24 protein-coding genes are annotated in these 21,517 nt (G+C 71.1%); 20 read left to right on the top strand and 4 right to left on the bottom strand.

Annotated features, from left to right (window positions below):
* The first annotated feature begins 12 nt into the window (after positions 1-12).
* Genes ACUN0C_RS10980 through ACUN0C_RS10970 form a run of 3 tightly spaced genes read left to right on the top strand, consistent with a single transcriptional unit; the run spans position 13 to position 1,000 of the window.
* Positions 13-426, top strand: a complete 414-nt coding sequence (locus ACUN0C_RS10980) for a phage major tail protein, TP901-1 family (protein ID WP_445466392.1) — start codon at positions 13-15, stop codon at positions 424-426.
* Entirely contained in the window at positions 426-800 is a 375-nt protein-coding gene (locus tag ACUN0C_RS10975) for a gene transfer agent family protein (protein WP_445466391.1), read from the top strand. The genes ACUN0C_RS10980 and ACUN0C_RS10975 overlap by 1 nt, the downstream gene beginning before the upstream one ends.
* Entirely contained in the window at positions 797-1,000 is a 204-nt protein-coding gene (locus ACUN0C_RS10970; RefSeq protein ID WP_445466390.1) for a rcc01693 family protein, read from the top strand. The genes ACUN0C_RS10975 and ACUN0C_RS10970 overlap by 4 nt, the downstream gene beginning before the upstream one ends.
* Before the next feature lie 39 nt (positions 1,001-1,039).
* On the opposite strand, the gene ACUN0C_RS10965 is transcribed toward ACUN0C_RS10970, so the two are convergent.
* Positions 1,040-1,429 carry a DUF1236 domain-containing protein gene (locus ACUN0C_RS10965; RefSeq protein ID WP_445466533.1) on the bottom strand — a complete coding sequence of 130 codons (390 nt, stop codon included), beginning with the start codon at positions 1,427-1,429 and terminating at the stop codon, positions 1,040-1,042.
* Between the two features lie 155 nt (positions 1,430-1,584).
* Between ACUN0C_RS10965 and ACUN0C_RS10960 the strand changes: the two genes are divergently transcribed.
* From ACUN0C_RS10960 to ACUN0C_RS10880, 17 genes are all read left to right on the top strand, one after another.
* Positions 1,585-2,163 carry a phage tail tape measure protein gene (locus ACUN0C_RS10960; protein WP_445466389.1) on the top strand — a complete coding sequence of 193 codons (579 nt, stop codon included), beginning with the start codon at positions 1,585-1,587 and terminating at the stop codon, positions 2,161-2,163.
* A 1-nt stretch (position 2,164) separates the two neighbouring features.
* Entirely contained in the window at positions 2,165-2,803 is a 639-nt protein-coding gene (locus ACUN0C_RS10955) for a phage distal tail protein, Rcc01695 family (RefSeq protein WP_445466388.1), read from the top strand.
* Positions 2,800-3,660 (top strand): DUF2163 domain-containing protein, encoded by an 861-nt coding sequence (locus tag ACUN0C_RS10950; RefSeq protein ID WP_445466387.1) that lies wholly within the window; start codon positions 2,800-2,802, stop codon positions 3,658-3,660. Before ACUN0C_RS10955 ends, ACUN0C_RS10950 begins: the two co-directional genes overlap by 4 nt.
* A 3-nt stretch (positions 3,661-3,663) precedes the next feature.
* Positions 3,664-4,095 carry a DUF6950 family protein gene (locus ACUN0C_RS10945; protein WP_445466386.1) on the top strand — a complete coding sequence of 144 codons (432 nt, stop codon included), beginning with the start codon at positions 3,664-3,666 and terminating at the stop codon, positions 4,093-4,095.
* Positions 4,095-7,991: a baseplate multidomain protein megatron gene (locus ACUN0C_RS10940; RefSeq protein ID WP_445466385.1), complete on the top strand. Its 3,897-nt coding sequence runs from the start codon at positions 4,095-4,097 to the stop codon at positions 7,989-7,991. Before ACUN0C_RS10945 ends, ACUN0C_RS10940 begins: the two co-directional genes overlap by 1 nt.
* On the top strand, positions 7,984-9,507 hold the full coding sequence (locus tag ACUN0C_RS10935) for a DUF2793 domain-containing protein (protein ID WP_445466384.1): 1,524 nt from the start codon (positions 7,984-7,986) through the stop codon (positions 9,505-9,507). The genes ACUN0C_RS10940 and ACUN0C_RS10935 overlap by 8 nt, the downstream gene beginning before the upstream one ends.
* A gap of 5 nt (positions 9,508-9,512) precedes the next feature.
* On the top strand, positions 9,513-9,704 hold the full coding sequence (locus ACUN0C_RS10930; protein ID WP_445466383.1) for a hypothetical protein: 192 nt from the start codon (positions 9,513-9,515) through the stop codon (positions 9,702-9,704).
* A gap of 71 nt (positions 9,705-9,775) precedes the next feature.
* Positions 9,776-10,465 carry an NlpC/P60 family protein gene (locus ACUN0C_RS10925; protein WP_445466382.1) on the top strand — a complete coding sequence of 230 codons (690 nt, stop codon included), beginning with the start codon at positions 9,776-9,778 and terminating at the stop codon, positions 10,463-10,465.
* A gap of 1 nt (position 10,466) precedes the next feature.
* Positions 10,467-10,667 (top strand): hypothetical protein, encoded by a 201-nt coding sequence (locus ACUN0C_RS10920; protein ID WP_445466381.1) that lies wholly within the window; start codon positions 10,467-10,469, stop codon positions 10,665-10,667.
* A 123-nt stretch (positions 10,668-10,790) separates the two neighbouring features.
* On the top strand, positions 10,791-11,243 hold the full coding sequence (locus ACUN0C_RS10915) for a PepSY domain-containing protein (protein WP_445466380.1): 453 nt from the start codon (positions 10,791-10,793) through the stop codon (positions 11,241-11,243).
* A gap of 21 nt (positions 11,244-11,264) precedes the next feature.
* A complete protein-coding gene (locus ACUN0C_RS10910) occupies positions 11,265-11,930 on the top strand; it encodes a response regulator transcription factor (protein ID WP_445466379.1) in 666 nt (221 codons plus the stop codon).
* Positions 11,920-13,290: an ATP-binding protein gene (locus tag ACUN0C_RS10905; protein ID WP_445466378.1), complete on the top strand. Its 1,371-nt coding sequence runs from the start codon at positions 11,920-11,922 to the stop codon at positions 13,288-13,290. The genes ACUN0C_RS10910 and ACUN0C_RS10905 overlap by 11 nt, the downstream gene beginning before the upstream one ends.
* A gap of 97 nt (positions 13,291-13,387) precedes the next feature.
* Positions 13,388-13,864: an RT0821/Lpp0805 family surface protein gene (locus ACUN0C_RS10900; RefSeq protein ID WP_445466377.1), complete on the top strand. Its 477-nt coding sequence runs from the start codon at positions 13,388-13,390 to the stop codon at positions 13,862-13,864.
* 111 nt (positions 13,865-13,975) lie between these two features.
* Positions 13,976-15,127, top strand: coding sequence for a c-type cytochrome biogenesis protein CcmI (gene ccmI, locus ACUN0C_RS10895; protein ID WP_445466376.1), 1,152 nt, complete (start codon positions 13,976-13,978; stop codon positions 15,125-15,127).
* Positions 15,124-15,570 (top strand): cytochrome c maturation protein CcmE, encoded by a 447-nt coding sequence (gene ccmE, locus ACUN0C_RS10890; protein WP_445466375.1) that lies wholly within the window; start codon positions 15,124-15,126, stop codon positions 15,568-15,570. Before ccmI ends, ccmE begins: the two co-directional genes overlap by 4 nt.
* Entirely contained in the window at positions 15,567-17,561 is a 1,995-nt protein-coding gene (locus tag ACUN0C_RS10885) for a heme lyase CcmF/NrfE family subunit (protein ID WP_445466374.1), read from the top strand. Before ccmE ends, ACUN0C_RS10885 begins: the two co-directional genes overlap by 4 nt.
* Positions 17,558-18,019, top strand: a complete 462-nt coding sequence (locus ACUN0C_RS10880) for a cytochrome c-type biogenesis protein (protein WP_445466373.1) — start codon at positions 17,558-17,560, stop codon at positions 18,017-18,019. The genes ACUN0C_RS10885 and ACUN0C_RS10880 overlap by 4 nt, the downstream gene beginning before the upstream one ends.
* 143 nt (positions 18,020-18,162) lie before the next feature.
* Here the strand turns inward: ACUN0C_RS10880 and ACUN0C_RS10875 are convergent, their stop codons facing one another.
* The 3 genes from ACUN0C_RS10875 to nadE all read right to left on the bottom strand — a co-directional run bounded on the left by ACUN0C_RS10875 (position 18,163) and on the right by nadE (position 21,516).
* Positions 18,163-19,608: a PRC-barrel domain-containing protein gene (locus ACUN0C_RS10875; protein ID WP_445466372.1), complete on the bottom strand. Its 1,446-nt coding sequence runs from the start codon at positions 19,606-19,608 to the stop codon at positions 18,163-18,165.
* 166 nt (positions 19,609-19,774) lie between these two features.
* Positions 19,775-20,287, bottom strand: a complete 513-nt coding sequence (locus ACUN0C_RS10870; protein WP_445466371.1) for a DUF421 domain-containing protein — start codon at positions 20,285-20,287, stop codon at positions 19,775-19,777.
* Positions 20,288-20,484: 197 nt separating this feature from the next.
* A complete protein-coding gene (gene nadE / locus ACUN0C_RS10865) occupies positions 20,485-21,516 on the bottom strand; it encodes an NAD(+) synthase (RefSeq protein ID WP_445466532.1) in 1,032 nt (343 codons plus the stop codon).
* Position 21,517 lies beyond the last annotated feature (1 nt).

Here is a 21,517-nt window from a genome sequence, read left to right as displayed (position 1 = left end):
ACGAGGTGAGACATGGGTGCGCAGAGGGGGAAGGATCTCCTGCTGAAGCTCGATTTCGACCAGAACGGCGCCTTCGAGACGGTGGCGGGGCTGCGGACGCGGCGGCTCGCGTTCAACGCGGAGACGGTCGACGTCACGAACGCCGACAGCGCGGGGCGCTGGCGCGAGCTGCTCGAAGGGGCCGGCGTGCGGCGCGCGGCGCTGACCGGCTCCGGCATCTTCAAGGATGCCGGCTCGGACGCGAGCGTGCGCGAGCTGTTCTTCGAAGGCGGCGTCAGGACCTGGCAGGTGGTGGTGCCCGATTTCGGGACCGTGAGCGGCCCGTTCCAGGTGAGCGCGCTCGAATATGCCGGCGAGCACGACGGCGAGGTGACGTTCGAGATCGCGCTGGAATCGGCCGGCGCACTCAGCTTCGCGGCGGCGTGATGGCGAACCTGCACAGGGGCGAGGTCGATGCCGTCCTCGACGGTCGGCGGCGGACCCTCTGCCTGACGCTCGGCGCGCTGGCCGAGCTGGAGGCGAGTTTCGGCGCGGACGACCTGGTGGCGCTCGCGCGCCGGTTCGACGGCGGCAGGCTGTCGGCGCGCGACCTCATCCGCGTGGTGGGCGCCGGGCTGCGCGGCGCCGGAGAGGCGATCGGCGACGACGAGGTGGCGGCGATGCGCGCGGAGGGCGGCGCTGCCGGCTTTGCGGCGCTCGCGGCGGAGCTGATCAGGGCGACGTTCGGAGGGAATGGCGGCGGGAGCGGCGGCGGGGCCGGCGACGGGGAGGGGGAGGCGCCGGACGAGGCCCGCCCTTGATTGCCGCAGCGGGCCGGCCGGCGCCGTTCCCCTGGCGGGAAGCGATGGCTGCCGGCTTCGGCGTGCTGCGGCTCTCCCCGGACGCCTTCTGGGCGATGACACCGCGCGAACTGGCGGCGGTGCTCGCGCCCCTTCAGACGAAAAACGCGCCGATCGGCCGCGGCGATTTCGCCCGGCTGATGGCGCGCTATCCGGACTGACGGAGCCGCCGGGGAAGCTCCCCGGCGGCTCGTCCGACCTTACTGGACGACGTAGACGATCTTGCGGCTGCCCGGGTCAACCAGCACGCGCTGGTTGTTCACGACCGCGTAGTGGTACTCGTAGTTCGGGACCGGCTGCAGGACGACCTGCTGCGGCAGCGGCTCGCCGACCGCAACCGTGCCCTGGATCTCGACCGCGGGAGCGTCGTGCTGGACGACGTACTGGCGGACTTCCTCGGGCGGCGGATCGATCGCCGTCCCGATGGCAGCGCCGGCGACGCCGCCGATCACCGCACCGACAGGGCCGCCCAGGACCGCACCGGTCGCCGCACCACCGGCGACGCCGGCGGCAGTGCCTTCCTGCGCAAATGCCGACGGCGACGCGAGAAGCGCGGTCGCAGCGGCAGCAATCAGAATCTTGCGCATCATGTTCTCCATTTCATTGCCCTCTCCCGGCAACGAACGCCCCTTCCCGGCAACGGTTCCGAACGAATGCTCCCGTCCGCAAGCCCCGCCGGCATCACGGTTTCCCGTCGCGGCGCGCATTTGGGAGACCGCTCCTTTCACGCATTCAGGAGAGTTCGATGGCCGATCTCAGCGCCGCCGACGGCGGCTTCGACACGGCGGAAATGGCGGACGCGCTGCGGGACCTGGAAGGACTTGCCGACGGCTTCGGCCGGGCGATGACGACCGCCTTCCGCCGATCGGCGCTGGAAGGCAAGCGGCTCGAGGACGTCCTGAAGGGGCTGGCGCTCGGGCTCTCCACGCGCGCGCTCAACCAGGCGCTGGCGCCGATCGGGAACGGCATCGCGGCTGCGGTCCAGAGCGCGTTCGGCGGGCTGCTCGGGGCGGGCTTCGCGCAGGGCGGGGTGATCGCCTCCGGCAGGGTCCGGGCGTTCGCGCAGGGCGGGGTGGTCGCCGCGCCGACTTATTTTCCGATGCGCTCCGGCGTCGGGCTGATGGGGGAGGCGGGAGCGGAGGCGATCCTGCCGCTCGCGCGCGGCACGGACGGCCGGCTCGGCGTGCGTGCCGGCACCGCGGGCGGCGGCGTGAGCGTGACATTCAACGTGACCACGCGCGACGCCGAGAGCTTCCGGAACGCGGAAGCCGAACTGACGGCGCTGCTGGCGCGGGCGGTGGCGCGCGGCCAGAGGGGGATCTGAGATGGCCTTCCACGAGGTGCTGTTCCCGATCGCGATCGGCTTCGGCGCGACCGGCGGGCCGGAGCGCCGGACGGACATCGTCCAGCTCGCCTCCGGTCACGAGCAGCGCAACGCGCGCTGGGCCGATTCGCGGCGGCGCTACAATGCCGGGACCGGCGTGCGCTCGCTCCCCGATCTCCACGCGCTCATCGCCTTCTTCGAGGAGCGGCGCGGGCGGTTTCACGGGTTCCGATGGCGCGACCGGGCCGACCGGAGTTCGGCCGTTCCGCCGGCCGCCGTGACGCCGGCGGACCAGACGCTCGGGGCCGGCGACGGCACCACGGCCGCATTCCAGCTCGTCAAGGGCTACGGGATCGGCTTCTCGCCATACCGGCGGCCGATCGCCAAGCCGGTCGCGGGCAGCGTTCGGGTGGCGGTCGCAGGCGTGGAGCGGAGCGAAGGGGCCGACTTCACGCTCGATCCGACAACCGGCGTCGTGACGTTCCTGCCGGATGCTCTGCCGGGCGCGGGCGAGACCGTGACGGCGGGCTTCACTTTCGACGTGCCTGTGCGGTTCGACACGGATCGCCTCGACATCAATCTCGCAGCCTTCGAGGCCGGCGAGATCCCGAATATCCCGATCGTGGAGATCCGGCCGTGAAGAGCTTCTCGCCCGCGCTCGCGGCGCATCTTGCCTCGGGCGCGACCACGCTCTGCCAGTGCTGGCGGATCGTCCGGGGGGACGGCATCGTGCTCGGCTTCACCGATCACGACCGGCCCGTCGCTTTCGACGGGGTGGAGCACGAGCCGGCGAGCGGGCTCGACGCGAGCGAGGCCGTCGCGCATGCCGGGCTGCAGGTCGGCGGTCTCGAGGTGGCGGGCGCGCTGACCTCCGACCGCATCAGCGCGGCCGATCTGGAGGCCGGGCTCTACGACAACGCCCGCGTCGAAACCTGGCTCGTGAACTGGGCGGCGCCGGCTGAGCGGCACCTGATGCGGGTGGGCTCGATCGGCGAGGTGCGACGCGAGGACGGCGCGTTCACGGCCGAGATCCGGAGCCTCGCGCACCAGCTCGACCAGCCGCAGGGGCGGCTCTTCCGCTTCACCTGCGACGCCGATCTCGGCGATGCGCGCTGCGGCGTCTCGCTGTCCGACCCCGCCTTCGCCGCGTCCGCAACGGTAACCGGCACGGACGGACGCGGCTGGATCCGGTCGGCGGCGCTTGCCGGACGGCCGGACGGACTGTTCACGGGCGGCCTCGTGACCTTCAGCTCCGGCGCGAATGCAGGGCGGAGGGTCGAGGTCGACCGGCATTCGGCGGAGGGCGCGGCGGGCCTGCTCTCGCTCTGGCTCCCGGCTCCCGCCGCGATCGCGCCCGGCGACGGGTTCACCGTGACGGCCGGCTGCGACAAAAGGTTCGAGACATGCCGGGACCGGTTCGCCAACGGCGCGAACTTCCGCGGCTTCCCGCATATGCCCGGCAACGACGTCGTGCTTTCCTACGCCGGTCGAGACTGAACCATGCGGCGCACGGAGATCGTGAGCGCGGCGCGGGGCTGGCTCGGCACCCCCTACCGGCATCAGGCGTCGCTCAAGGGCGTCGGCTGCGACTGCCTGGGCCTCGTGCGCGGCGTCTGGCGCGAGCTGAAGGGCTATGAGGCGGAGACGCCGCCGCCCTACACGCCCGACTGGGCGGAAGCGCGCGGGCGGGAGACGCTCGCCGAGGCCGCCAGGCGGCACATGAGCGAGATCGCAGCGGCAGAGGCACAGGCGGGCGACCTCGTGCTCTTCCGCTGGCGGGCGGGCCTGCCGGCGAAGCACGCGGCGATCCTCGCGGGCCCGGCGCGGATGATCCACGCCCAGGAGGGCGCCGCCGTCGCCGAAGTGCCGCTCTCGGACTGGTGGCGGCGCCGGATCGCCTATGCGTTCCGCTTTCCCGATCTGGAGGACTGATGGCGACACTCGTGCTCGGCGCCGCGGGCGCCGCGCTCGGCTCCGTCTTCGGCGGCGTCGGGCTGATCCTCGGCCGCGCGGCCGGTGCTGTCGCCGGTTTTGCGCTCGACCAGGCGCTGTTCGGCTCATCCAAGCGGGTGGAGGGCGCGCGGCTTTCCGACCTGCAGGTGCAGAGCTCGACGGAGGGCGCCGTCCTGCCGCGCCTCTACGGCAAGGCGCGGCTCGCCGGCCAGGTGATCTGGGCAACGGACTTCGAGGAGGAGAGCCGGACCGAGACGCAGGGCGGCAAGGGCGGCGGGCCCACCGTCACCACGACGGAGTACAGCTACTTCGCGAGCTTCGCGGTCGCGCTCTGCGAAGGGCCGATCACGCGCATCGGGCGGATCTGGGCCGACGGCAAGCTGCTCGACATGTCGGGGCTCGTCTGGCGCAGCTATCCCGGCAGCGAGGCGCAGGAAGCGGATGCGCTGATACTCGCGCGCGAGGGATCCGCTCCCGCCTATCGCGGCACCGCCTACGTCGTGTTCGAGCGGATGCCGCTCGCCCCCTTCGGCAACCGCATCCCGCAGCTCTCCTTCGAGGTGCAGCGGCGGCTGCCGGGGTTCGAGGATCACGTGCGCGCGGTCTGCGTCATCCCGGGCTCGACCGAATTCGGGTACGAGCCGCTGCCGGTCACGCGGGTGCTCGGGGAAGGACGCTACGCGGCGGAGAACACGAACGCCGAGCGCGCCCGCTCCGACTGGGCGGTGTCGCTCGACGAGCTGCAGGCGCTCTGTCCGAACCTCGAATGGGTGAGCCTGGTCGTCGCCTGGTTCGGCAACGATCTGCGCGCGCCGCATTGCACGATCAAGCCGAAGGTGGACGATCCCGACAAGGCGACGCTCGGCGCGACCTGGAGCGTCGCGGGCCTGAGCCGGGCGAGCGCCGAGCGGGTCAGCCTCGTGGAGGGGCGTCCGGCCTATGGGGGCTCGCCGAGCGATGCGAGCGTGATCCGCGCCATCCAGGACCTGAAGGCGCGCGGGCTGAAGGTCGCGCTCGTCCCGTTCATCCTGATGGACGTGCCGGCCGGGAACACGCGGCCGGACCCCTACACCGGGGCGGCGGGGCAGCCGGCCCATCCCTGGCGGGGGCTCATCACGTGCGACCCTGCGCCGGGCGCGCCGGGCACGGCCGACGGCAACCCGTGGACCGCCGACCAGGTGGCCGACTTCCTCGGCGCGGCCGAGCCGGGGCATTTCTCCCTCGCAGGCGACGGGGTGGCGTATTCGGGCGCGGCCGACTGGCGCTACCGGCGCATGATCCTGCACTACGCGCATGTCGCCAAGGCGGCCGGGGGCGTCGAGGCGTTCCTGATCGGCTCTGAAATGCGCGGGCTGACGACGGCGCGCTCGGGGCCGGGGCTCTATCCCTTCGTGGAGGGGCTCAGGCTCCTTGCGGGCGACGTCCGCACCGTCCTCGGGGCCGGCCCCGTGCTGACCTACGGCGCGGACTGGAGCGAATATTTCGGCCACAGGCCCGAGGACGGCAGCGGCGACTTCTTCTTCCATCTCGACCCGCTCTGGGCGGATGCGGAGATCGGCGCGGTCGGCATCGACTGCTACCATCCGCTCACCGACTGGCGGGACGAGGCCGGGCACCGCGACGAGATCCCGGGGCGCTCGCCTTACGACCCGGACCATCTCGCCGGCAACGTGCGGGGCGGAGAAGGCTTCGACTGGCACTATGCGAGCGCGGCAGACCGGCGGGCGCAGCTGCGCACGCTCATCACCGACGGCGGGTACGGCAAGCCCTGGACCTTCCGCTACAAGGACCTTGAGGGCTGGTGGTCTAACCAGCACCGCGACAGGCAGGGCGGAATCGAGGCGGCGAGCCCGACGGACTGGCAGCCGCAGTCTAAGCCGATCTGGCTGACCGAGCTCGGCTGCCCGGCGGTTGACAAGGGGGCGAACCAGCCGAACGTCTTCCACGATCCGAAATCGGCGCAGTCGGCGCTTCCCCACTTCTCGTCGGGCGCGCGCGACGACATGGCCCAGCGCGCCTATCTCGACGCGTTCCAGCGCGTGTTCGATCCGGCGCACCCGGACTATCGCGGCGGCAATCCGGTCTCGTCCGTCTATGGCGGGCGCATGGTCGATCCGGCGCACATCCATCTCTGGGCGTGGGATGCGAGGCCCTATCCGGCCTTTCCGAGCCTCGCCGAGGTCTGGTCGGACGGGGGCAACTGGCTCGTCGGGCACTGGCTGAACGGGAGACTGGGCTCGGTGACGCTCGCCGGGCTGATCGCCGCGATCCTGCACGACCACGGCTTCACCGCGTTCCGCATCGCCGATCTGCACGGGGTTCTCGGGGGAGCGGTGGTGAACGAGATCGTCTCCGCACGCGGCGCGCTCGACCCGCTGCTCTCGGTTTTCGGGATCGACGCGGCGGATTGCGGCGACGCCATCCTCTTCCGCGGGCGGCAGCGACCCGCCGATGCGCCGCTCGACCTGCAGCATTTCGTGGAAAGGCCGGACGAGCCGGTGCTCGGGCGGAGCCGCGGCCAGGAGACGGAACTGCCGGCCGAGATCGTGTTGCGGGCGACCGACCCGGACCGCGACTACCATGTCGCTGCGGCGGCTTCCCGGCGGCTCGCCGGCGGCAGCCGACGCACGCTGACGCTGGATCTCAGCGCCGTGCTCCACCTGTCGCAGGCCGAGGCCCTCACGAACGCGATGCTCCGCGACATCTGGGCTGGCCGGGATCGTCTCGCCTTCTCGCTCCCGCCTGACCGTATGGCGCTCGAGCCGGGCGATCTCGTCGGCCTGCCCGGCGAGCGGGGGACGGTGCCGCAAGTCATCGAGCGGATCGGCGACGGCGTCGCCCGGCGGGTCGAGGCGCGGGCAGTGGAAAATCGCGCGCGGGCCGGACGCGCGTCGGCGCCTCGCCCGACAGACGCGGAGCCCGCGACGGCCTTCGGGCCGCCGGCCGTGCGCCTCCTCGACATCGGGCCGCCGCCGGACGGCGCCGACGCCCATGCCCCGCGCATCGCCGTGTTCGCCGATCCCTGGCCCGGCATGGTGGCGATCCATGCCGGCGTAGACGGCGGCGGGTTCCGGCTCCTGAAGACGCTTGCGCGGCCATCCGTGATGGGCCGGCTCGAAACCCCGCTGGGGCCGGGCCCGGTCGGAACGTACGATCGCGCCAGCCGGCCGGAGGTGACGGTCTTCGGCGGCACGCTCGCCAGCCTGCCGGAGATCGACGTGCTCGGCGGCGGGAATCTCGCCGCAATCCGCGCGGCCAACGGAGAGTGGGAGGTCCTGCAGTTCGTCGAGGCCGAGCTCATCGGCGAACGACGCTACCGCCTGCGGCGCCTCATCCGGGCACAGGGCGACAGCGGACCGGCGATGGCCGCCGGCGCGCCGGCGGGGTCGCACTTCGTATTTCTCGATGCGGGCATTGCGGTGCTGCCGGTGCGGCCGGACCAGATCGGGCGGCCGCTGCGGCTGCGTGTTGGCCCGGCGCAGGACAGCCACGCAGCATCGAGCTTTGCGACTGCCGACCTGACGCCGCAGGGACGAGGGCTCAGGCCGTTCAGCCCGGCGCATCTGCGGGCGCAGCGCGAGCCTGCAACGGGCGAAGTCGCGATCGGCTGGATGCGGCGGACGCGATTCGGCGGCGACGCTTGGGAGCCGGCGGACGTGCCGCTCAACGAGGCGGTCGAGGCGTATCGGATCGAGATCCTCGACGGCACCGACGTGGTGCGAACGGTCGAGACTACTTCGCCGGCCTGGCTCTACGCGGCGGCCGACCAGATCGCCGACTGGGGCGCGCTGCCGGCGACGCTGGCCATCCGGGTGGCGCAGCTGAGCGACGTTTGCGGCCCGGGACTCGCGACGGAGGAGACGATCCATGTCTGAGACGATGCGGCTGAAGCTGCCCCTCATCCTCGCCGAACAGGCGCAGAAGCACGTCACCCACAACGAGGCGCTCGGCGCGCTCGACGCAATCGTGCAGCTCGCCGTCGTGACGCGCGCGCTGGACGTGCCGCCCGGCGCCCCGGCGGACGGCGCGCGCTACATCGTCGCCTCGGGCGCGAGCGACGCCTGGGCCGGCAAGGACTTGCAGGTCGCCGCATGGCAGGACGGGGCCTGGGCCTTCCACCCGCCGGGGCCGGGCTGGCTCGCGTGGGCGATCGACGAGGCGGCGCTGCTCTTCTGGGACGGGGCGGCCTGGCAGAGCGTCACCGGAGCGATCGCCGCGTTGCAGAACCTCGCGCTCCTCGGCATCGGCACGGCGGCGGACGCCACGAACCCGTTCTCGGCCAAGCTCAACAAGGCGCTGTGGACGGCGAAGACGGCGGCCGAGGGCGGCAACGGCGATCTCCGCTACACGATGAACAAGGAGGGCGCGGCGGACGTCCTCTCGCTGCTCCTGCAATCGAACTGGTCGGGGCGGGCGGAGCTCGGGCTGATCGGCGACGACGATTTCTCGCTGAAGGTCTCGGCCGACGGCACGAGCTGGACCGAGGCGCTGCGGATCGACCGCTCGACGGGCGCCGCGGACTTCCCGCTCGGCGCCGCCCAGGTCCAGGTGGACAAGTTCACCGCCTCGGGCACATGGACTAGGCCGGCCTGGGCGAAGCTCGTCCGCGTGATCTGCATTGCCGGCGGCGACGGCGGGGCTTCGGGCGCAACGCGCGGCGCCGGCGTCGCAGTCTCCGGCGGCGGCGGCGGCGGGTGCGGCGCGATGACGGAGGCCAATTTCGCGGCGTCGGACCTCGCGGCGACGGTCGCGGTGACGATCGGGGCGGGCGGCGCGGGTGGCGCGGCGGTCTCCGCCAGCAGCACGAACGGCAATGCCGGGTCGACCGGCGGCTCCACCAGCTTCGGCAGCCATCTGCAGGCGACCGGCAACAACAACACGGCCGCGACCGGCGGCTCGACGGCGGCCTCGCCCGCAGGCGGCGTGCTGCCCTGGTACCGGTTCACGCCCACGACGGGCGCCAACCAGGTGGGGGGTGCCGGATCGGCGGGAGCGGGATCGAACACGAGCCCGACCTTTGCCTCCAATCTCCTGCCCGGATGCGGCGGCGGCGGCGGCGGCGTATCGGCCGCGGAGGCGTTTGGCGCCGGCGGATCGGGGGCGCGCACCGGCCTTGCGGTTCTCAACAGCGGGACCGGACTGGCGGCATCCGGCGGAAGCAGCGAGGGCCAGGCCGGCTCCACCGGGGTCAGCCCCGCCGGAGCCGTCCTGATCGGCGGCGGTGGCGGCGGCGGCGGTGCAGGCGGAGTGGCGGCATCGGGCGGCGCGGGTGGGAACGGGGGTGCGCCCGGCGGAGGCGGCGGGGGCGGCGGCGCTGCCAGGAACGGCTTCACGTCGGGCAAGGGCGGCGACGGCGCGCGCGGCGAGTGCTGGGTGGTTTCGACAGGGTGAGGGCGATGGGCGAGGCAAGCAGATATGCCGTCGTGGAGGACGGCGTGGTGACGAACGTCGTGCTCTGGGATAGCGAGACGCCGTGGGCGCCAGAGGCAGGCGAGGCGATCGCCTGCCCGATCGACGTCGGCATCGGCTGGGCGTGCGACGGGGAGGGCTTCCGACCTCCGCCGGATCGGCCGGCTGCGGTGCCGTGAGCCGACGTTTTCCATCGACGTCGATCCAGCCCGCCCTTCCGGCGGGTTTTTTCATGCCTTGGAGAAACACCATGAGGACGTTGGAGATCCAGCGGCGGCTCGCCGCGCTCGGCTACGGGCCGGGGCCGCTCGACGGCATCCGCGGCGCGCTGACGATCGCGGCGATCAAGCGCTTCCAGACCGAGAACGGCCTCACGGCGGACGGCATCGTCGGGCCGAGAACAACGGCCAGGCTCTTCCCGGCTGTGCAGGACGCCTCGTCGCCGGCGCAGCTCATGCCCTGGTTCGCAGAGGCGGAGCGACTCAAAGGCGTCCGCGAGATTTCCGGCAGCCGCCATGAGCCCGCCATCATGGGTTGGGCGAAGCGGCTCGGGCTCTGGTACCCGGACGACGAGACGCCCTGGTGCGGCCTCTTCGTGGCGCACTGCGTTGCCGCGACGCTGCCCGACGAGCCGCTGCCCGGCAACCCGCTCGGCGCGCGAAACTGGCTCAAGTTCGGCATCGCCTGCCCGCCGCAGCGCGGCGCGCTGCTCGTGTTCTCGCGGCCGGGCGCATCCTGGTCCGGCCATGTCGGCTTTCATGCCGCCGAGGATGCCGGCGCCTTCCACGTGCTCGGGGGCAACCAGTCGAATGCGGTCAACGTGAGCCGCATCGCCCGCGCGCGCCTGCTCGGCGCGCGCTGGCCGAGCACCGTCGCCTTCGCCGCCACCGGAACGCCGGCCGGCGACCGCGCAATCCCACTCTCGGTACAGGAACTCTGAGATGAACGAGACGAAATCGGCGCTTGCCTCCAAGATCAACTGGACCCAGATCGTCGCAGTGGCCGCAATGGCGCTGTCGCTGTGGGGTTTCGACCTTTCGGCCGAAGAGCAGGCGGAGATTGCGGCGGCGATCGTCGCGCTGCAGGGTGCGGCGACGGTCGTGTTCCGCACCTTCTTCACCCGCAAGCGGGTGGATCTCTGAGGCGTGCGTCCGGTCCGCTGCCAACATGCCGCACGCAGGCCGGGCGGCGGGAGCGCTCATTCAGCGCGGGTTCAGGCGTTCGCACTAGACTGGGGGTCGATGAGGATTGTCCGCACTGCCCTGATGGCCCTGCTCGTCGCCGCGCTTGCGGCGGCGCCTGCCCTTGCGCAGGGCAATCCGGGCAAGGGGCGCGGCGGCGGCCCGCCAATCATCCAAGGCCCGCCGGGCCTAGGCGGCGGCGGCCCGCCGGGCCAGCTGAAGCGGCGGGCCCCCGACCGCGGGCCGGCCATTCCGCTTGGCCAGATTGCACCTTCGATCGCGCCGCAAGGACCTCCGGCCAGGCAGAGCGCGCCGGCCGCGCGGCAGCTGCCGTCCGGCTGCCTTTCGCAGCAACAGACGAGCGGGTACGTCCGCTCGCAACAGGTGATGTCGCTCTCGACGGCGTTGCAGCGGGCGGGCGTGAACGGGCAGCCGGTACGCGCCGCCCTCTGTTCACGCGGGGGCGGTTTCGTCTACGAAGTCGGGGTTCTGGGACCGGGCGGGCAGCTGCGCACGCTGACGATCCCGGCCAACTGATTCGGGCGCGCGGAGGGGCGGATGCGGGTGCTCGTGATCGAGGACGACAGGAGTCTGAACGACCAGGTGGCCGGCGCGCTGCGCGAGGCCGGCTACGTCGTGGACGTGGCGTTCGACGGCCAGGAAGGGCACTTCCTCGGCGACACCGAGCCCTACGACCTCGCGATCCTCGACATCGGCCTGCCGCAGATGGACGGGCTCTCGGTGCTCGAGCAATGGCGGCGGGGCGGGCGCTCCATGCCCGTGCTGCTGCTCACCGCGCGCGACCGCTGGTCCGACAAGGTCCAGGGGATCGACGCGGGCGCGGACGATTACGTTGCGAAGCCGTTCCACATCGAGGAGGTGCTGGCTCGGGTCCGCGCGCTCGTCCGCCGCGCCGCGGGACACGCGTCGAACGAACTCGTCGCCGGGCCGCTCCGGCTCGACCTGAAGACCGGCCGGGTGACGGTCGACGGCTGCCCGGTCAAGCTCACGGCGCACGAATACAAGGTGCTCGAGTACCTGATGCATCATTCCGCCAAGGTGATCTCGCGGACCGAGCTCACCGAGCATCTCTACGACCAGGATTTCGACCGCGATTCCAACACGATCGAGGTGTTCGTCGGCCGCCTTCGCAAGAAGCTCGGCATCGAGGTGATCGAGACGGTGCGCGGGCTCGGATATCGCATCGCGACGGATGATCGCTAAATCCCTCTCGGTACGGCTGGCGCTCGTCGGCGCGGCCGGATGCGCCCTTGCCCTCCTGATCGCCGCAGTCGTCTTCGTCTCGCTGTTCCGCCAGTCGGTGGAGCGCACCTTCGACGACCGGCTCCACTCGCTCCTCAGCGCGTTGGTCGGCGCGACCGTTTCCGAGGATGGGCTCGACACGAGCACGGCGGAGCTGATCGGCGAACCCCGCTTCTCGCTTCCCCAGTCGGGCTGGTACTGGCAGATCCGGGACGGCGGCTCCGGCGACGTGCTCGCGGCGTCCTTCTCCCTCTTCGGCGACCGCCTTCCCGAGCTCGACGTGCCGCCGGAGGAAGCGGACGAGCCGCGGGTGCTGGAGCTGAGGGGGCCGAACGACACGCGGCTGCGCGCGCTGGAGCGCCGGATCAGCCTCGCCGACGGCCGCAGCTATGCGGTGCTCGTGGCGGGCAACGCGGACGACCTCGCCCAGGACGTCGCGCGCTTCGGCACGATCGTCGGCCTGACGCTCGGCGCGCTCGCCATCCTGCTGGCGCTCGGCATGGCGCTCCTGATCCGCTTCGGCCTCAGTCCGCTCCGCGACGTGCGGCGCGCGCTGCGGCGGGTCCGCCAGGGCGAGGCCGCGCAACTTCAAGGCACCTTTCCTGCCGAGATCGCCCCGCTGGTGGCGGACCTCAACGCGCTTCTCACGTCCAACCGGGAAATCGTGGAGCGAGCGCGCACGCATGTCGGCAACCTGGCGCACGCGCTGAAGACGCCGCTCGCGGTCCTGCAGAACGAGGCGCGCGACGTGACGCACCCGCTCTCCGCCAAGGTCGCCGAGCAGGTCGCGCTGATGCGGGACCAGGTCGGCCATCATCTCGACCGCGCCCGCATGGCGGCTCAAGCCAACGTGATCGGTGCGGTGACGCCGGTTGCGCCGGTGGTCGAGAGCCTCGTCCGTGTCATGCGCAAGATCCACCAGGACCGGGCGATCGATATCGCGGTCGACCTGCAGCCGGGCCTGCGCTTTCGGGGCGAGCGCCACGACCTCGAGGAGATGCTCGGGAACCTTCTCGACAATGCCTACAAATGGGGCGAGGGAAGCGTGCGGGTGACGGTGGCGGCCAAGCCGGACAGGCGCCGGCCGATGCTCGTGGCGAAGGTCGACGACGACGGCGCCGGGCTCGACGATCTCGGCATCGAGGCGGCGCTTGCCCGCGGCGGCCGCCTCGACGAATCGAAGCCCGGCTCCGGGCTCGGGCTGTCCATCGTCATGGAGCTCGCGAGCGTCTATGGCGGCGTGCTGTCCCTCCGGAAGAGCCCGCTCGGCGGGTTGTCCGCGGAACTCGTGCTGCCGAGCGCGGTGGACGAGGATCTGTGACCCAATTTCGCCATCCTGTGCTGGAACCACGCACCGGCGGCGACGATTGTCCGAGGATGAGGAATTCTGCCGCAGGCGGGACGGAAGGGGAACTGAGATGCGGAAGACTGTGATTGCGGCGGCAACGGCCTCCATGCTCGTCGCCGGTTGCAGCACCGGGCCGGGCGGCGGTCCGCCGAGCGAAGGCGTCGGCGCCGTCGCCGGAGCGCTGGCGGGCGGCGTCATCGGAAGCCGGTTCGGTTCGGGTGCAGGGCGTGTCGTCGCGACGACGGTGGGCGCGGCGGCCGGCGGCCTGATCGGCGCCTCCATCGGCAGGTCGCTCGACGAGCGCGACCATCAATATGCGATGGATGCCGAGTACCGGGCACTGGAATACGGTCGGGCCGGGCGGCCGGAGAACTGGCGGAACGAGCAGACCGGCACCTACGGCGAAGTCGTGGTCGGGCCGGGCTACACCGTGAACGCCCTCGACTGCCGCGACTACACGCACAGCGTCTATATCGACGGCCAGCCGAGGGTCGCCCGCGGAACCGCCTGCCGCCAGCCGGACGGCACCTGGCGCATCGTCAGCTAGGCTTCGCTCGTCAGGCGGAGCGAAGCGGGCGCGGCGGCGGGCGCTCGGTCGCATTGTGGCCCGCTTCACGACCGATTACATGCGGCGGCAACCAGAGGATGGCGTGCCGCCGTGTTGTTGTGGGTCCTATTAGCCGTTCTGACCGGCGCCGCCGTCCTGGCGGTGCTCCTTCCGCTCGGGCGTACGCCGCGCGAGCCCGCCGCGGACCACGGCCATGACAGCCTGGTCTACCGCGACCAGCTGGAGGAACTCGAGCGCGAACGCGATGCCGGGCTGATCGGCGCCGAAGAGGCGGCGGCGGCGCGCACCGAAATCGCGCGGCGGCTGATCGAGGCGGAGAGCGCGCCGTCGAAGGCCGCGAAGACCGCCGACCCGGCCTGGCGAAGACGCGCGGTCGCCCTGATCGGGCTGATCGGCGTTCCCCTGCTCGCCGGCGGCCTTTATCTCTCGAACGGGGCGCCCGATCTTCCCGGCCAGCCGCTCGCGGCCCGGATGCAGGCGCCGCAGGGCGGCGAAATCGAAACCCTGGTGGCGCGGGTCGAGGACCATCTCGGCCGCAACCCCGAGGACGGGCAGGGCTGGCAGGTCCTGGCACCCATCTATGTCCGGCTCGGGCGGCCGGAGGATGCCGCGCAGGCCTACCGGAACGTCATCCGGCTCCTGGGCTCCTCGGCGGACCGGCAGGCCGGGCTCGGCGAGGCGATCTATCTCGCCGAGGGTGGCATCGTGACAGCCGAGGCGCGGCAGGCCTTCGAAGCGGCAAAGGCGGCGGACGCGAGGGCGCCGAAGCCCCGCTTCTTCCTGGCGCTCGCCTACGAGCAGGCCGGGGAGGGCGAGAAGGCGGCGGCGGAGCTGAAGGCGCTGCTCGCGGACTCGCCGCCCGACGCACCGTGGCGGCCGGCGATCGAGCAGGCGATCGCGCGCGTCTCCGGACAGCCCGCTCCAGACCAGCGGGCACCGACCGCCGAAGCGGGCCCGTCCCGCGAGCAGGTGGCGGCGGCGGCCGACATGAGCGGCGAGGAGCGCGACGCCATGATCGAGGGCATGGTCGCGCGGCTCGCCGAGCGGCTCGCCGCCGATCCATCCGATACGGAAGGCTGGTTGCGATTGATCAAGGCGTATGCCGTGCTCGGCAGGCAGGAGGAGGCGTCGGGCGCGGCGCAAGACGCGCTCGCATCGGCGCCCGACGGCGAGGCGCGTCAGCGCATCGTGTCCGCGGCGCGGCAGCTCGGGCTGGCGATCGAGGAGACGGCGAACCCATGACACGGAAGCAGAGGCGGCTGGTCGTCATCGGCGGGGCAGGCGGCGTGCTCGCCTTCGCGGTCGGGCTCGTCCTTTTCGCGATGAGCGACCAGATCGTCTTCTTCTATACGCCGACCGACATCTCGCAGAAGGGCATCGAGGCCGGCACCCGCATCCGGCTCGGCGGGCTCGTCGCCGAAGGCTCCGTCGCGCGTGGCGAGAACGGCAATGTCAGCTTCGACGTGACCGATACGGCGAACGCCATCAAGGTGACCTATACCGGGATCCTGCCCGATCTCTTCCGCGAGGGGCAGGGCGTGGTCGCGGAGGGGCAGGTCGGGGCGGATGGCGGCTTCGCGGCCGACAGCGTGCTCGCCAAGCACGACGAGGCCTACATGCCGCGCGAGGTCGCCGACGCGCTGAAGGCGCAGGGTCACTGGATGGAGGTGGAAGCGGCGCAATGAGCGGTCCATTCTCCATCGCCGAGATCGGGCACTATGCCCTGCTGCTCGCGCTCGTGCTGTCGATCGTGCAGTCGACGGTGCCGCTGTGGGGCGCGCGCGCGGGCGACAGCCGGCTCATGGCGGTCGCTCCGGCGACCACGACCGCGGCCTTTCTCTACGTGCTGCTCGCCTTCTCGGCGCTGACGATCGCCTATCTGCGCTCCGACTTCTCCGTCCAGAACGTCTGGGAGAACTCCCACTCGGCGAAGCCGCTCGTCTACAAGGTGAGCGGCGTCTGGGGCAACCACGAGGGCTCGATGCTCCTGTGGATCCTGATCCTCACGCTGTTCGGCGGGATGGTCGCCTGGTTCGGGCGGAACCTGCCGGACACCCTGCGTGCGACGGTGCTCGCCGTGCAGGGCTGGATCGCGACCGCCTTCCTGCTCTTCATCCTCTTCACCTCGAACCCGTTCGCGCGGATCGACCCCGCGCCGCTGGAGGGGCGCGACCTCAACCCGCTCCTGCAGGACATCGGGCTCGCTGTGCATCCGCCACTGCTCTATCTCGGCTATGTCGGCTTCTCGATCGCCTTCTCCTTCGCGCTCGCCGCGCTGATAGACGGGAGGGTCGACGCCGCGTGGGCGCGCTGGGTGCGGCCTTGGACGCTCGCGGCCTGGATGTTCCTCACGCTCGGCATCGCGATGGGCTCCTACTGGGCCTATTACGAGCTCGGCTGGGGCGGCTACTGGTTCTGGGACCCGGTCGAGAACGCCTCCTTCATGCCCTGGCTCTCCGGCACCGCGCTCCTCCATTCCGCGCTGGTGATGGAGAAGCGGGGGGCGCTCAAGATCTGGACCATCCTGCTTGCGATCCTCACCTTCTCGCTGTCGCTGATCGGGACCTTCCTGGTGCGCTCCGGTGTGCTCACCTCGGTGCACGCCTTCGCCACCGATCCGAGCCGCGGCGTCTTCATCCTCGCCATCCTGATCGTGTTCATAGGCGGCGCGCTGGCGCTCTTCGCGTGGCGGGCACCCGGCCTCAAGCAGGGCGGGCTGTTCGCGCCGATCAGCCGCGAGGGCGCGCTCGTCTTCAACAACCTGTTCCTGGTGGCGGCGACGGCGGCGGTGTTCATCGGCACGCTCTATCCGCTCGCGCTGGAGGGCCTGACCGGCAAGAAGATCTCGGTCGGTGCGCCGTTCTTCGACCTCACCTTCGGGCCGCTGATGGTCCCGCTCCTCATCGCGATGCCGTTCGGTCCGCTGCTCGCATGGAAGCGCGGCGACCTCGCCGGCGCTGCGCAGCGGCTCGGGGTGGCGATGGCGTCGTCCGTCGTGGCGGTCGTCGCGATCCTGATCCTGTCCGGCGCCGACTCGGTGCTGGCGGCGCTCGGCATCGGGCTCGGCATCTGGCTGATCGTCGGCAGCCTCGTCGATCTGGCCGAGCGCGCGAAGCTCGGCCGCACCGCGCTTTCGGTGAGCCTGTCACGGCTCGCAGGGCTGCCGCGCTCCGCCTTCGGGACCGCCTTCGCGCATGCCGGGATGGGCGCAACGGTCATCGGCATCGTTGCCGTGACGGCGTTCCAGACCGAGCTCATCACCGAGGTGAGGCCGGGCGACCGGGTGGAACTCGCCGGCTACGGGCTGACCTACGAGGGGACGGCGCCCGTCACCGGGCCGAACTATCGCGAGGAAGTGTCGCGCTTCCGTGTCGACAAGGGCGGGGAAGCGCTCTACACGGTCGCGCCCTCCAAGCGGATGTACACCGCGCGCCAGATGCCGACCACGGAGGCGGCGATCCGGACGAGCGGCTTCTCGCAGCTTTACGTGTCGCTCGGCGACCGCTCGGAACGCGGCCTGGTTCTACGGGCCTATCACAAGCCGTTCGTCACGCTGATCTGGCTCGGCGCCGTGCTCATGTCGATCGGCGGCATCGTCTCGCTGACCGACCGCCGGTTGAGGATCGGCGCGCCGAAACGGGCGCAGAAGCGGACCGGGGAGGCGGTGCCGGCGTGAGGAGGGCCGTCCTCGCGCTCGCCATCGTCCTCTTCGGCGGGACCGCGCTCGCCGTCCAGCCTGACGAGCGTCTCGCCGATCCGGCGCTCGAGGCGCGGGCGCGGGCGATCTCGGGGGAGCTGCGCTGCCTCGTCTGCCAGAACCAGTCGATCGACGATTCCGATGCACCGCTCGCCCGGGACCTCCGGGTCCTCGTGCGCGAACGGCTCGAGGCGGGCGACAGCGACGCCGGCGTGAAGCAGTATCTGGTCGACCGCTACGGCGAGTTCGTGCTGCTGAAACCGAGCCTTTCGGCCTCCAACCTTCTCCTGTGGGCAGCGCCTTTCGTCGCGCTGCTGGCCGGCCTTCTGCTCGTCTTCCGTTTCTACGGCGGGCGGAAGCCCGTATCCGAGCCCCGGCTGTCGGAAGAGGAAGAGAGGGCGCTGGCACGGGCACTGCGGAAGAACGATCGGGGCTGAGGGCCCCGACGGTCCGCCGCTGCTGGGGCTTTGCCGGCGGGTTCATCGGCCCGCGGGGCACTCGACACCTGAGACAGGCAACGCGGAAAAAAGGGGCCGGCGGCTTCGGCCGGCCGACCCCTCACTGCGGGACTTGCGAAGGATTACCGCTGCGCCAGCGTCAGGCTCGCGGTCTGCTCGTCGTCGAGTTCCCGGAACCGCGCATCATCCATTCGCCACGCCTCCATCTGCCGGATCTCGTCGTCGCTCACGCCCGGGAGGACGAGCTTGTCGTCCTGAAGCGCAAGGCTGTCCAGCGGGAGGGCGATCTCCTTCTCGCCGAGGCCGAGGAAGCCGCCGTGACCGATCACCACGTAGACCTCGCCCTCGGTGGAGGCGACGACCTCCTTCACGTCTCCGAGCTGCTCGCCACGGGCGTTGACCACGTCCATGTCCTTGAGGTCGCCGACCGGGAACTCGCGTTCCGAACCGGCGTTCTGAGCCGCTGCCGTTGACCCGGTCGCCCCGGCCGCCTGCTGGTCCGACGCCGTGGAGGACTGCACGGCCGCCTGGCGGTTCGCTTCGGCCTGCTGGTCAGCCGTCGGCCTCTGCTGCTGCGCCTGCGTCTGAGGCTGGGTCTGCTGCCGAGCCTCTGCCTGCTGCTGCTGCTGGGCGGCAGCCTGCTGCTGCTGGGCCGCGGCCTGAGTCCGCTGCTGCTCGGCGGCAGCCTCGGTCTGCTGGCCGCCCTGCTGCGCGCCCTGAGCACGGTCGGCGGTCTGGCCTCGTGCGGCAGCATCGTCCTGCTGACGTGCCGCGCTCTGCCCCTCCATCTGCTCGAACCGGACAGCGGGCTCGCCTTCGGCCTGGTTCACGGTGATCTGCGGTTCGGCGCGCTCGTACCGGACCTGCGGCTGCCCGGCCTGCTCGACCTGGACATTGGCCTGCTGCTCGCTCTGCTGCATCTCGACGCGGGGCTGCTGGTTGTCCTGGGCGACGCGAACCTGAGGCTGCTCGTTCTGCTCGACCCGGACCTGCGGCTGGGCCTGCTGGACTTCCACCTGCGGCTGGTTCTGGGAGACCTGCACCTCCGGCTGCGGCATGCGCACGATAATCTCGGGCTGCGGAATGTCGACCGTGATCTGAGGCGCCGGCTGGCGGACGAGGATCTCCGGCGTCGGCTGCCGGACGCTGACGTTGGGCTGCGCCTGCTGCACGCGGATCTGGGGATCGGGCTGGTCGACGGTGATCGTCGGCGCAGGCTGCTCGACGACTATGTTGCCCGCACCGGCCTGCTGGTTTTCCCCGGCCTGCTGGTTAGGACGCTCGCCGCCGCCGGGCTGGTTCGCGGCCTGCGCATTACCGGCGGTCCGGATGCTGGCGTAGAGATCGACGCACTGCCGGTCGTCACCGCTTTCGATGGCCTGGGTGCCGCGCTCGATCGCCTCCGGCGAGAGCCTGTTCCTGTTCTCCTGAACATAACGCTGGAACGCGTTGCAGTCGCGGATCTCCTGCGCCTGTGCTCCGGGCTGCTGACCTGCCTGTTGCCCCGCCTGTGGTTGCTGCGCCAGCGCGGTGCCCGTGAGTGCAGTGCCAGCCAGGAGCGCGAGCACGGCTGGAATTGTTCGTCCGGTCATAGGGTTTCTCCCATTGCTTGGTTGGAGGCCCACTCGCCCCTTCGCGTACCCCTAACCTGACGAATCCCCGGTTGTTCCGATATAAACCGCCCAATCTCGCTACTGAGGCGACGAATAAACCTAGAGATACATCCGCGTATAGCTAAAGGTGCAGAGGATCATCTGCCGAGAGGCGTCGGAAATCCGCCCTTTTGGATGAAACAATACTCAATGTGCCGTCAGTTTCGAGGACGACGGCCTGGACGTCGTCATCGCCGGTGTAGCCGGCGGAACGCATCGCGGCGCGGACCTCGTCCCGTGTGACCCTTTCACGCGCGAGGGCGCCGTCCAGGAACGCACCTCCGTGCATGAGGAGCGCGGGCTCCGACTTGATGATCCGCTGAAACGGCGCGGAGCGGACGGAGGTCCAGGCAACCGCGTACTGAAGGCCGCAGAGCAGCGCGAAGGCGAGCAGGCCCTCCGACAGCGAGACGTCCTTGCTGAGGAGAACCGTGGCGAGGGTCGAGCCGAGCGCCACCGTCACGACGAAGTCGAACGCGTTCATCTTGGAGAGCGTCCGCTTGCCGGAGACGCGGAGGAAGCCGACCAGGCCGATATAGGCCAGCGTACCGACGACCAGGATCCGGAGAAGGTCGAACCAGCTGTCGAAGAACATCGGGAAGATCCGGCGGTTGGGAGCAGCGCAGGGTGAAGCCTCCCAACGGCACCGGGTTCCGCGGAGGCGTCCTCGTGAGGCGCCGCATGCCGCCCTGGAAGGTGAGTGCCGGCCTTCGCCCGCCAGCCCGTTGACTGTGCACGCGCGCTGCAAACGGCACCAATGTGCGGAGCGCCGGGGAGCAGCCCGGGCCCGGATCAGCCGATCGGGACGGGGTCGACGAGGAGCGGCGGCTCGTGGAGGTAGCGGGTGGCGCGGCGCTTGGCGGCGATGTCGTGCCAGACGCGTTCCACCTGCGCGGCCGTGAGCCCGGCCGCGCGTGCGGCCTCCTCGGCGGAGATGCCATTCTCCAGCGCGTAGAGGCAGAGATCCATGCCGCGGTAGGGCAGCGGGAAATAGAACTCCTCCTGCGTCTGCTCGAGCGACCAGGTGTCGGTCGTGGGCGGGCGGCGGCGGATCTCCTCGGGAACCCCGAGATGCTCGGCGAGCTGATAGACTTGGGACTTGTAGAGGTGGGCGATCGGCTTCACGTCGGCGGCACCGTCGCCGTTCTTCACGAAGAAGCCCTGGTCGTACTCCAGGCGGTTCGGCGTCCCGGCCACCACGTAGTTGAGCCGATCGGCGTGATAGTACTCGATCTGCTTGCGCGTGCGCTGCTTCATGTTGGTGGCCGCGACCACGCCAAGATAGACCTCGAGCGGCATCCGGATCTGGCGACGCTCGCCGTCGGGCGACTGCACCACCAGCGTCGAGAGATTGTAGGCGTTGTCGCCGAGCGCGTTGGGCAGCACGACCTTGCAGCCCCAGCCAGGACCGAACTCCGGGACGACCCGGCGGATGAATTCGTCGCGCCGCGCGTAGCAGCCGGCTGCCGTGAGCATCGGCTCGATGTCCTCGGTGACGGAGCGGATACCGAGCGTGTCGGCCACCAGGCGGCCGAGGCGCAGGCTGTCGTCCTCGGAATCCTTCTCCGGCATGAAGAGGGCGAGGACCCGGTCGGCCCCAAGCGCCTCGACCAGCAGGCACGCCGTGACGCTGCTGTCGACGCCGCCGGAGAGACCGACGACGGCGCCGCGCCGCCGCAGCGTCCTTCCGATCTGCTCGCGGAGCGCAGCGGCGATCCTCGCCCGCTCCTTGCGGGCGTCGATCCGGAGCGTGCCCAAGGAGAAGCCCTCGCCGGCGACTGGGTCCGTCTCCGCGGCGGGTGCGAAAATGTCCGGATGGGTGATG

The sequence above is a fragment of the Faunimonas sp. B44 genome (genome assembly GCF_052655945.1).
This window is presented reverse-complemented; position numbering and strand designations above follow the sequence as displayed.

Excerpts from the sequence above, each read along its gene's own strand:
- ACUN0C_RS10945 (WP_445466386.1), top strand. The coding sequence starts at position 3,664 with ATGCGGCGCACGGAGATCGTGAGCGCGGCGCGGGGCTGGCTCGGCACC.
- ACUN0C_RS10910 (WP_445466379.1), top strand. The coding sequence starts at position 11,265 with ATGCGGGTGCTCGTGATCGAGGACGACAGGAGTCTGAACGACCAGGTG.
- ACUN0C_RS10930 (WP_445466383.1), top strand. The coding sequence starts at position 9,513 with ATGGGCGAGGCAAGCAGATATGCCGTCGTGGAGGACGGCGTGGTGACG.
- ACUN0C_RS10915 (WP_445466380.1), top strand. The coding sequence starts at position 10,791 with ATGGCCCTGCTCGTCGCCGCGCTTGCGGCGGCGCCTGCCCTTGCGCAG.
- ACUN0C_RS10905 (WP_445466378.1), top strand. The coding sequence starts at position 11,920 with ATGATCGCTAAATCCCTCTCGGTACGGCTGGCGCTCGTCGGCGCGGCC.
- ACUN0C_RS10935 (WP_445466384.1), top strand. The coding sequence starts at position 7,984 with ATGTCTGAGACGATGCGGCTGAAGCTGCCCCTCATCCTCGCCGAACAG.
- ACUN0C_RS10885 (WP_445466374.1), top strand. The coding sequence starts at position 15,567 with ATGAGCGGTCCATTCTCCATCGCCGAGATCGGGCACTATGCCCTGCTG.
- ACUN0C_RS10980 (WP_445466392.1), top strand. The coding sequence starts at position 13 with ATGGGTGCGCAGAGGGGGAAGGATCTCCTGCTGAAGCTCGATTTCGAC.
- ACUN0C_RS10955 (WP_445466388.1), top strand. The coding sequence starts at position 2,165 with ATGGCCTTCCACGAGGTGCTGTTCCCGATCGCGATCGGCTTCGGCGCG.
- ACUN0C_RS10965 (WP_445466533.1), bottom strand. The coding sequence starts at position 1,429 with ATGATGCGCAAGATTCTGATTGCTGCCGCTGCGACCGCGCTTCTCGCG.
- ACUN0C_RS10870 (WP_445466371.1), bottom strand. The coding sequence starts at position 20,287 with ATGTTCTTCGACAGCTGGTTCGACCTTCTCCGGATCCTGGTCGTCGGT.
- ACUN0C_RS10975 (WP_445466391.1), top strand. The coding sequence starts at position 426 with ATGGCGAACCTGCACAGGGGCGAGGTCGATGCCGTCCTCGACGGTCGG.
- ACUN0C_RS10940 (WP_445466385.1), top strand. The coding sequence starts at position 4,095 with ATGGCGACACTCGTGCTCGGCGCCGCGGGCGCCGCGCTCGGCTCCGTC.
- ACUN0C_RS10900 (WP_445466377.1), top strand. The coding sequence starts at position 13,388 with ATGCGGAAGACTGTGATTGCGGCGGCAACGGCCTCCATGCTCGTCGCC.
- ccmE (WP_445466375.1), top strand. The coding sequence starts at position 15,124 with ATGACACGGAAGCAGAGGCGGCTGGTCGTCATCGGCGGGGCAGGCGGC.
- ACUN0C_RS10920 (WP_445466381.1), top strand. The coding sequence starts at position 10,467 with ATGAACGAGACGAAATCGGCGCTTGCCTCCAAGATCAACTGGACCCAG.
- ACUN0C_RS10960 (WP_445466389.1), top strand. The coding sequence starts at position 1,585 with ATGGCCGATCTCAGCGCCGCCGACGGCGGCTTCGACACGGCGGAAATG.
- ACUN0C_RS10925 (WP_445466382.1), top strand. The coding sequence starts at position 9,776 with ATGAGGACGTTGGAGATCCAGCGGCGGCTCGCCGCGCTCGGCTACGGG.